The following is a 9,284-nucleotide window of genomic DNA, read 5'->3' on the forward strand; positions in this document are numbered from 1 at the left end:
GAGCCGGCCGACGCCCCGCGCCCCGCCGGGGGCGAGCCCGACCGCCCTGCCGAGGACGCGCCCGACGCCGCCCCCGCCGCCGACCCGGCTGCCGACGACGCGTCCGACGGCGACGCGTCCGACGCCACCGACGACGACGCGCCGCAGTCCGTGCGCGACTACCTCGTCGCGCACGGACTGCGGCGCGCGCAGCTCTACCTCGGACCGTTCGGCCTGGCGATGCTGCGCCTGTACGTCGAGGCCCGCGCCCACCCCACGGTGTTCGCGGAGATCCGCCACGACGCGATCACCACGTTCGTGCTGGACGAGCGCCACCGCGTCGAGGACGCGATCCGCGACGGCGAGCTGCCGGCGGGGGCCTCCGCCGTGCAGCTCCTCGACGCGGTCGAGGGCGCCATCCTCATGCACGTCCTCGTGACGCCGCCCGAGCTCCTCGAGCGGGTGCACCGCACGATGCCGGAGTACGTCTCCCGGCTCGTGGACGCCCAGCTCGCCGCGGTGGCGCACGCCGGCTCCGCGCCTACCCCTCCCGGTAGCTGACGCCGAAGCCGCCGCGCGGGTAGTGCCACCGCAGCGCGCCGGGCGCCGCCACGGCCAGGCACGTGCCGCACTCGACGCAGGCGGCGTAGTCGGCGACGACGCGGCCGTCCTGCTCGCTGTACACCCCGGCCGGGCACACCGCGATGATCGCCTTGTCCGTCCCGGTGCTGCGGCACAGCTCCTGGTCGATGGCGATGTGCGACTCCTCCTCGTCGATCGTGAAGGTCGTGCGGGCGAGCCGCTCGGGAACCGTCATCGGGGTGCTCACAGTGCCCTCACTCCTGCCCATCCGTCGCTGACCAGCTGCCGGAGGGTCACCGGCGACCGGGAGAAGGCCGCCTTCGCCGTCTGGACGAGGTGACGCCGGGGCGTCCCGTCCAGCGCGAAGACGTCGTGGAAGATGCTCGCCGCGAGCTCGCCGTAGGCGCCGTACATGCCGGTGCGCTCGAGGAACTTCGGCGCCTTGCCATAGGTCCGCATGTCCTTCATGACGAAGCTCTCCTCGAGGCGGCGCCGGTAGCCGGCCAGCCCCTCGCGCGAGACGTCGCCCGCGGCCAGCGCCTCGACCACGGCGTCCGCCGCCGCGAGGCCGGACCCGATCGCCAGGTCCATGCCCCGCACGGTCAGCCCGCTGTTGATGGTCAGGCCCGCGGCCTCCCCCACCACGAGCATGCCGTGGGTGGCGACCTCGCCCACCATCGCGAGCCCGCCCTCGGCGACCACGTGGGCGCCGTACTCGACCATCTCCGCACCGCGGAGGTACGGCGCGAGCCCGGGGTGCTGGAGGTAGTGCTCGAACACCTCGGCCGACGTCCGGCCCGAGCGCACGAGGTCGTCGAGCCGCAGCACGACACCGACCGACAGCGAGGTCGTGTTGGTGTACAGGAACCCGCCGCCTCCGATCCCGAGCGTGCAGTCACCGACGATCGCGTGCGCGGCGCCCTGGTCCCCCGTGACGCCGAACCGGTCCTCGATCGTCTGGCGCGGCAGGGCCATGACGGCCTTGACGCCGACGGCCATGTGGTTCGTCGGCTCCTTCGGCCGCAGGCCGATGCTCCGCGCGAGGAAGGAGTTCACACCGTCGGCGGCCACCACGACGCGAGCGCGCAGCTGGTCGTCGCCCGCCTGGACCCCGACCACCCGCGGCGCGCCGTCGGGCCCCGGCTCGGTGAGCAGGGTGTCGACGCGCACGCCGGGCATGAGGAACGCCCCGGCCTCCTCGGCCTTGCCGGCGAGCCACGGGTCGAACTTCGCCCGCAGCACCGTGACCGCGTTGACCGGGTCGGCCAGACCCTGGCCGCTGTAGTCGATCCCGACCGCCGAGTCCGGCGTGAGGAACGTCGTCACGTGGCGCGTGATGCGCCGCTCGACGGGCGCCTCGTCCGCGAAGCCCGGGAAGACCTCGTCGAGCACGCGGCCGTAGAGCACGCCGCCCGAGAGGTTCTTCGACCCGGGCGTCTCGCCGCGCTCGATGAGCACGACGGACAGCCCGGCGGACGCCATCCGGTACGCCGCGACGGCGCCGGCCGGGCCCGCGCCGACGACGGCGACGTCGAAGTCCGGCTCGGCGACCTCGCTCACGACGTCGCCCCGACGGCCGCCGTGAGGGCCGGCACCACCTGGTAGAGGTCGCCGACGATGCCGTAGTCGCACTGGGCGAAGATCGGCGCGTCGCGGTCCGAGTTCACCGCGACGACGACGCCCGCGTCCCGCACGCCGACCATGTGCTGGAGCTGACCCGAGATGCCGACGGCCACGTACAGCGCGGGCGAGACGTGCTGGCCCGAGATGCCGATGTACCGCTCCTTGGCGAGCCAGTCGACGCCCTCGGCGAGGGGACGCGAGCACGCCAGCTCACCGCCGAGCGCGCGCGTGAGGTCCTCGATCAGCGCGACGTCCTCGCGGGCCTTGAGGCCGCGGCCGACCGCGACCACGGTCCGCGCGGCGCCCAGGTCGACGTCCGCCCGCTCCTTGGTGCGCACGTCGGTGATCGTGACGCCCGTCAGCGGCGCGACGGCCACCTCCTCGACGGGCGCCGCGGCACCGGCCTCGGCGACGGCGCCGGGACCGACGGCGAGCACGACGACGCCCTCGACGGCGCTGCGGTGCTCGCTGATGCCGCCGAGCACGCCGTGCGTGACGACGACCTGCTCGCCGGACTCGACGGCGGTGACACCCTGGAGCACCGGCGCGCCGACCCGGGCCGCGACGGCACCGAGCAGGGCACGCCCCGCGCCGGTGGTGGCGCCGACGACGCCGCGCGGTGCGGCCTCGGCGACGACGCGCGCCACCTCGGACGCGAGCGCCTCGACGGGCAGGCCGTCGGGCAGGGGAAGCCACAGGACGCGGTCGACGGCGGGGGCGACGGCGTCCGCGACCTCGCGGCGTCCGGCGACCACGGCGACGACCTCGGTCGCGAGGGTGCGGGCCGTGGTGACGAGCCCGGTGACGGCCGGCTCGTCGGCGACGAGGACCAGGGCCTGGGTGGAGTTGCTCATGGTGACGCTCACTTCCTACAGGACGCCGGCCTGGCGCAGGGCGCCGACCAGCTCGGTGGCGGCGGCGGCCGGGTCGCTGCCGTCCAGGACGATGCCGCGGCGGTCGCCGGCGGCCGGGCGGGCGGTGCCCACGGTGGTGACGACGGTGCCGGGGGCCGGCACGTCGAGCTCGGCGAGCGGCAGCACCTGGACGGGCTTCTTGGCGGCGCCGAGGATGTCCTTCATGCCCGGGACCCGCGGCACGACGGCGTCCGTCGTGGTCGCGAGCACGGCCGGACCGCTCACCGCGAGGGTCACGACGCCGGCCGGCGCCTCGCGCTCGACGACGAGGCCGCCGTCCTGCGGCACGACCGACGAGACGGACGTCAGCCCGAGCCAGCCGAGGTGCCCGGCGAGCGTCATGGGGACCTGACCGGCGGCGACGTCGATCGACGAGTCGCCCGTCAGGACGACGCGGACGTCGCCGAGGCTGCGGACCGCCGCGGCGAGCACCGCCGCGAGGCGGGTGCCGTCGGCGCCGGCCAGGGCGTCGTCGGCCACGACCACGAGCCGGTCCAGGCCGCGCGAGAGCGCGGCCTTGCGGCCGAGCGGGGTGTCGATGGACGCGTCGCCGACGGTGAGGCCGACCACCTCGTCACCGGTGGTGTCGGCGAGCGCGCGGGCGAGCTCGAAGGCGACGGGGTCGTACTCGCTGACCGAGGCCTTGGCGCGGCTCGGGTCGACGGTGCCGTCGGGGCGGACCTCGACGTGCTGGGGGTTGGGCGCCCACTTGTAGGCGACGACGATCTTCATGGGGTTCTCCTCGGGAGGTGGCTGTGGCGGGCGCGGTGCGTCAGCTGTGGTCCTTGACGATCTGCCGGCCGGCGATGTGGACCATGATCTCGTCGGTGCCGCCGCCGAAGCGGTGTCCGCGCAGGTCGCGCCACAGGCGCGAGACGCGGGTGCCGACGGTCACGCCGACGCCGCCGAAGATCTGCATCGCCTCGTCGGCCACCTCGAAGGCGGCCATCGCGGCGTAGCGCTTGCACAGCGCGCCCTGGCTCTTGAGCGGCAGCTCCTGGTCGACCATCCACGCCGTCTTGTAGACGAGGTTGCGGATGTTCTCGAGCTTGATCGCCATGTCGGTGAGCTTGAGCTGGATCAGCTGGAAGGAACCGATCGGGACGCCGAACTGCACGCGCTGCGCGGCGTAGGTGGCGGCGTCGTCGAAGGCGCACTGCGCCATGCCGAGGCAGTTGGCGGCGATGACGAGCCGCTCGAGCTCGAAGTTGCGCATGAGCTGCTTGAAGCCGTTGCCCTTGACCCCGACCAGGCAGCTCTCCGGCAGCGTGACGTCGTCGAGGAAGATCTCGCACGAGTCCGAGATGTGCCAGACGATCTTGTCCAGGCGGTTCGTGGTGACGCCCGGGGCGTCCATCGGCACGAGGTACATCGAGATGGCCTTGCGGCGGTCCTCGACCTCGGGGTTCTTCGCCATGAGCAGCAGGTAGCGCGACTGCAGCGCGTTGGTGATGAGGGTCTTGGTGCCGTTGAAGGTCACCATCCCGTCGTGGTGCACGGCCGTCGTGGCCATCGCCGCGTTGTCCGAGCCGGCGCCGGGCTCGGTGAAGCCGAGCGCGAAGGGCACGTCGCCGGCGGCGAGGAGCCCGAGGATCTCCTGCTGCTGCTCGTGCGAGCCGAACTCCAGGATGTCCATCGCCTGGAGCAGCTCGAGGCCGTAGCCGTTGTTCAGCCCCTGCCGCGCGACCCGCTCGGCGAGCATCACGAGCGTCAGCGCGTCGCTGGGCGTGCCGCCGAACTCCTCGGGGAAGCCGAGCGAGCCGAAGCCGGCCTCGTTCATCGCCTTGCGGAACGACGTCGGCGGCTGGTGCGTGAGGTCGAGGTCGGCGATGTACGACTCGGGGCACTCGCGCTCGAGCAGCTCGTCGAGGCTCTCCAGGAGCAGCTGCTGCTCGTCCGTCAGGCCGAAGTCCATGGGTGTCCCTCTCCAAGTCCCAGGGGCGCCCGTTCGATCCGCGCCCGGCCGCCGTCGTGGCGTCCGGAGCCATCGTCGGCCGCTGCCCCCCACCACTTCTCAGGACAATGGTCCCGTTTACCGACGCAGCCCGTCCGGAAAAGTACGGAGCGTTCGGCGGACCTCCGTCGACCGTTCCGAGGAAGGGACACGACGTGGCACACGTCATCACCGCGGCCGAGGCCGCAGAGCTCGTCGCCGACGGCGACACCGTCGCACTGAGCGGGTTCGGCCTGGCCTGCGTCAACGAGGAGACGCTCGCCGCCGTCGAGCAGCGCTTCCTCGCCACGGGCGCCCCGCGCGCCCTGACGGTCATGCACGCGAGCGCCGTCGGCAACCGCCGCGACAAGGGCATGAGCCACTGGGGCCACGAGGGCCTGCTCAAGCGCTGGATCGGCGGGATCGCGATCGCGTCGCCGAAGCTCGCGGCCCTCATCGAGGCCGACGGGTGCGAGGCGTACAACCTCCCCCAGGGCGTCATCACGCAGCTCTACCGGGAGATCGCGGCCAAGCGCCCCGGCGTGATCACCAAGGTCGGCCTCGGCACGTTCGTCGACCCCCGGGTCGAGGGCGCGCGCATGTCGCCCTCCTCGGTCGACGACCTCGTCCAGGTGGTCGAGCTCGCCGGTGAGGAGTGGCTCTTCTACCCCTCGTTCCCCGTGAACGTCGCGCTGATCCGCGGCACCGTGGCCGACGAGGACGGCAACCTCACGCTCACGCACGAGGGCCTCAAGATGGAGGTCCTGCCCATCGCGCAGGCGGCGCACAACAGCGGTGGCATCGTCATCGCCCAGGTCGAGTCGATCGCCAAGGCCGGCTCGCTGGACCCGAACGACGTCAAGGTCCCGGGCATCCTCGTGGACTACCTGGTCGTCTCCTCCCCGGAGAACCACTTCCAGACCGAGAACACCCACTACAACCCGTCGTTCTCCGGCCAGCTGCGCGTCCCGCTCTCGGGCGTCGCGCCGCTCGCGCTGTCCGAGCGCAAGGTCATCGCGCGACGCTGCGCGATGGAGCTGCGTCCCGGCACCGTGCTCAACCTCGGCGTGGGCATCCCCGCCGACGTCGGCGTCGTGGTGGCGGAGGAGGGCCTCAGCGACCAGATCATGCTGACCACCGAGGCCGGCGCCGTCGGCGGCGTGCCCGCCGGGCTCAAGGACTTCGGGCACGCGTACAACCCCCAGGCCCTGGTCGACATGCACGCGCAGTTCGACTTCTACGACGGCGGCGGCCTCGACGTGGCGGTCCTCGGGCTCGCCCAGACCGACGCCGTCGGCAACGTCAACGTGTCGAAGTTCGGCTCGCGCGTCGCCGGCTGCGGCGGCTTCATCAACATCTGCCAGTCGGCCAAGACCCTGGTCTTCGCGGGGACGTTCACCGCGGGCGGGCTCGACGTCGAGGTCGCGGACGGCGCGGTGAGCATCCGCACCGAGGGCCGGGCCCACAAGTTCCTCGGCCAGGTCGAGCAGATCACGTTCAGCGGCCCGTTCTCGGCGCAGCGCGGTCAGCGCGTCCTCTACGTCACCGAGCGCGTCGTCTTCGAGCTGGTCGACGGCGTCATGACCGTCATCGAGGTCGCGCCCGGCGTGGACCTGCAGACCGACGTCCTGGACCAGATGGACTTCGTCCCGGCCGTGTCCCCGGACCTGCGGCAGATGCCGGCCGAGCTCTTCCACGAGACCTGGGGCGGCCTGGCTGCCCACGTGAGCGGTACCCCCGTCCCGCAGTACCCCTCCGCGCCGGCGCCGACGCCCGCGCTCGTCGGAAAGGCCTGACATGTCCCGGACAGCCACGCCCACCATCAACCGGTGGGCCGTGCTCTGGGGATCCGTCGCGATCCTCATGTGCACGGGCGCGATCTACTCGTTCTCCGTCTTCGCCGGGCCGCTGAGCGGCCTGCGCGGCTGGACGATGCCCGAGGTGATGATGGCGTTCACCATCAACGCCGCGATCGGCCCGATCCCGATGATCCTGGGCGGGTGGATCGTCGACAAGGGCGGCGCCCGCGTCTCGATCCTCGTCGGCGGCCTCATGTTCGCGGCGGGCTTCATGCTCACCGGCATCTCGACGACGACCACGATGCTCTACCTGAGCTACGGCGTCCTCGCGGGCCTCGGGCAGGGCCTGGCCTACTCGGGCTGCCTGAACAACACGATGAAGCTCTTCCCGGACAAGCGCGGGCTCGCGGCCGGACTCATCACCGGCGGCATGGGCGCCGCCTCGGTGATCGCCGCCCCGGCGGCCCAGGCGATCATCAAGGGATCGGGCGTCACGACGGCGTTCGTCGCGATGGGCGCCGTGTACGCCGTCGTCGTCGTGGTCGCCGCGCTCTTCCTGCGGGCCGCGCCCGTGGGCTACACCCCGGCCGGCTGGACACCGCCGGCGGGTGCCGGCGGCCAGGTGAACCTGCCGTGGACCGGCATGGTGCGCACGCCCGCGTTCGTCCTCATCTTCCTGATGATGGGTGTCGGCGCGTTCTCCGGGCTCATGATCGCCTCGCAGGCCTCCGGCATCGGCCAGAGCGCGATGTTCGGCCTGAGCGCCACCACCGCGGCCGTGTTCGTGTCGATCTACGCCGCCTGCAACATGCTCGGTCGCATCGTCTGGGGCGCGGTCTCCGACCGCCTCGGCTACACGACCGGCCTGATGCTGATCTACACGGTCGTCGGCCTGTCGATGCTCGTGCTGGTCACCGTGTCCTCCACGGTCGGCTTCGCGATCGGCATCATCGGCCTGGGCCTGTGCTTCGGCGGTGTCATGGGCATCTTCCCGGCGCTGACCATGAAGAACTTCGGTCCCAGGTTCCAGGGCATCAACTACGGGATCGTGTTCACGGCGTACTCGGTCGCCGCGTTCTTCGCCCCGCGGATCGCCGCGAGCATGGGCGCGGAGGGCGACTACACCAAGCCGTTCATCATCGCGATCGCGCTCGCGGTCGTCGGCCTGCTGCTCACGCTCGTGCTGGTCCGCGTGAGCCGCCGTCCGGCGACGCCGACGGACACGCCTGCCACCCCGGCGGACCGCGCTCCGGCGGCGACGGGAGCCTGACCTGTCCGGCGCCGGCCGTCCTCCCACGGCCGGCGCCGGCACCCAGCTCCGCGGTGCGCGGCGGGATCCCAGGCCCGCCGCGTACCGCGGTCACCACGAGAGGCAGTGAGCACGTGGACGTGGACCTCAGCCCCGCCGCCGCGTTCGCGCACGCCGCGTACCGCGCGCCGGGCGCCACGAGCGTCGTCGACGAGGACGCGCGGTGGACCGCGAGGCAGGTGGCGGCGGCCGCCGCCGCCCTGGCGGGCGAGCTGACGGCGGCCGGGGTACGCCCCGGGGACCGGGTCGCGCACGCCGGGCGCAACAGCGTCGAGCTGCTCGTCACCCTCCTCGCGAGCGCGCACGCGGGGGCGGTGTTCGTCCCGCTCGGCTTCCGGCTCTCCGCGGCGGAAGCCGGTGCGCTGCTCGACCACGCCGAGCCGTCCGCCCTCCTGGTGGACCACGACCTCGCGGACGTCTACCGCGACGTCGCCCACGCACGACCCGGCCTGAGCCTCGTCCCGCACGGCCACGCGACGCCCCGCGCCCTCGGTGCCGACGCCGACGCGCACCCCTACGGCGAGCCCACGCGCTGCGCCCCGGACGACCTGGCCGTCCTCATCTACACCTCCGGCACCTCCGGCCGGCCCAAGGGCGTGCAGCTCACCCATGGCAACCTGTGGTGGAGCGCGCGCAACATCGACGCGACCTTCGACACGCGCGCGGACGACGTCGCCCTCGCCGTGGCGCCGATGTCCCACATCGGGGGCCTCAACGCCTTCGTCCTGCGCACGCTGGTCCGCGGGGGCACCGTCCTGTCCCGCCGGGCGTTCGACGCGGAGCGCTCGCTCGCGGACCTCGTCGGCGGCGCCACCACGGTGTTCGGGGTGCCCGCGATGTTCGGGGCGATCACCCGGTGCCCCGGGTTCGAGGTCGCGGACCTCTCCGGTGTCCGGGCGGCGATCGTCGCCGGCGCGCCGGTGCCGCCGGCGCTCGTGCGGACCTTCGCGGCGCGCGGCATGCACCTGCAGCAGTCGTGGGGCATGAGCGAGACCGGGCCGGGAGCCACCTACCTGCCGCAGCGCTGGACCACCGCCAAGGCGGGCTCCGCCGGCCTCCCGCTGCCGTGGACGACGCTGCGCCTGGCGGACCCGGTGAGCGGCGCCGTCACGCCCGTCACCGCCGGCGCGACCGGCGCGGCCGGC

9 protein-coding genes are annotated in these 9,284 nt (G+C 73.2%); 4 read left to right on the forward strand and 5 right to left on the reverse strand.

Going from position 1 to position 9,284, the window contains the following annotated elements; genetic code table 11:
- Nucleotides 1-540 (forward strand): hypothetical protein (locus IDM29_RS12215; protein WP_223148268.1); only part of this gene is annotated, 540 nt, incomplete at its 5' end.
- On the opposite strand, the gene IDM29_RS12220 is transcribed toward IDM29_RS12215, so the two are convergent.
- From IDM29_RS12220 to IDM29_RS12240, 5 genes are read right to left on the reverse strand one after another with little or no spacing between them, the layout of a single operon-like run.
- Entirely contained in the window at nt 521-808 is a 288-nt protein-coding gene (locus IDM29_RS12220; protein WP_220457941.1) for a ferredoxin family protein, read from the reverse strand. The two genes, IDM29_RS12215 and IDM29_RS12220, sit on opposite strands and share 20 nt — an antisense overlap.
- Nucleotides 805-2,121 (reverse strand): FAD-dependent oxidoreductase, encoded by a 1,317-nt coding sequence (locus IDM29_RS12225; RefSeq protein ID WP_182111398.1) that lies wholly within the window; start codon nt 2,119-2,121, stop codon nt 805-807. The genes IDM29_RS12220 and IDM29_RS12225 overlap by 4 nt, the downstream gene beginning before the upstream one ends.
- On the reverse strand, nt 2,118-3,038 hold the full coding sequence (locus IDM29_RS12230) for an electron transfer flavoprotein subunit alpha/FixB family protein (protein ID WP_182111399.1): 921 nt from the start codon (nt 3,036-3,038) through the stop codon (nt 2,118-2,120). Before IDM29_RS12230 ends, IDM29_RS12225 begins: the two co-directional genes overlap by 4 nt.
- A gap of 15 nt (nt 3,039-3,053) precedes the next feature.
- Nucleotides 3,054-3,830, reverse strand: a complete 777-nt coding sequence (locus IDM29_RS12235; protein WP_182111400.1) for an electron transfer flavoprotein beta subunit/FixA family protein — start codon at nt 3,828-3,830, stop codon at nt 3,054-3,056.
- Nucleotides 3,831-3,870: 40 nt separating this feature from the next.
- A complete protein-coding gene (locus IDM29_RS12240; protein ID WP_182111401.1) occupies nt 3,871-5,013 on the reverse strand; it encodes an acyl-CoA dehydrogenase family protein in 1,143 nt (380 codons plus the stop codon).
- 194 nt (nt 5,014-5,207) lie between these two features.
- Here IDM29_RS12240 and IDM29_RS12245 point away from each other — a divergent pair, with 194 nt between their 5' ends.
- From IDM29_RS12245 to IDM29_RS12255, 3 genes are all read left to right on the forward strand, one after another.
- Nucleotides 5,208-6,827, forward strand: a complete 1,620-nt coding sequence (locus IDM29_RS12245; protein WP_182111402.1) for an acyl CoA:acetate/3-ketoacid CoA transferase — start codon at nt 5,208-5,210, stop codon at nt 6,825-6,827.
- A gap of 1 nt (nt 6,828) precedes the next feature.
- The gene (locus IDM29_RS12250; RefSeq protein WP_182111403.1) at nt 6,829-8,100 is read left to right on the forward strand and encodes an OFA family MFS transporter; all 1,272 of its coding nucleotides are present in this window, start codon (nt 6,829-6,831) and stop codon (nt 8,098-8,100) included.
- Between the two features lie 119 nt (nt 8,101-8,219).
- Nucleotides 8,220-9,284, forward strand: a 1,065-nt coding sequence (locus IDM29_RS12255; protein ID WP_188037573.1) for an AMP-binding protein, incomplete at its 3' end; no start/stop codon positions are given.

The organism is Actinotalea sp. JY-7885 (assembly GCF_014525465.1).
Taxonomy (GTDB): domain Bacteria; phylum Actinomycetota; class Actinomycetes; order Actinomycetales; family Cellulomonadaceae; genus Actinotalea.

Bases quoted from the DNA above. Each gene is read 5' to 3' on its own strand.
- IDM29_RS12230 (WP_182111399.1), bottom strand. From the start codon at position 3,038: ATGAGCAACTCCACCCAGGCCCTGGTCCTCGTCGCCGACGAGCCGGCC.
- IDM29_RS12235 (WP_182111400.1), bottom strand. From the start codon at position 3,830: ATGAAGATCGTCGTCGCCTACAAGTGGGCGCCCAACCCCCAGCACGTC.
- IDM29_RS12240 (WP_182111401.1), bottom strand. From the start codon at position 5,013: ATGGACTTCGGCCTGACGGACGAGCAGCAGCTGCTCCTGGAGAGCCTC.
- IDM29_RS12250 (WP_182111403.1), top strand. From the start codon at position 6,829: ATGTCCCGGACAGCCACGCCCACCATCAACCGGTGGGCCGTGCTCTGG.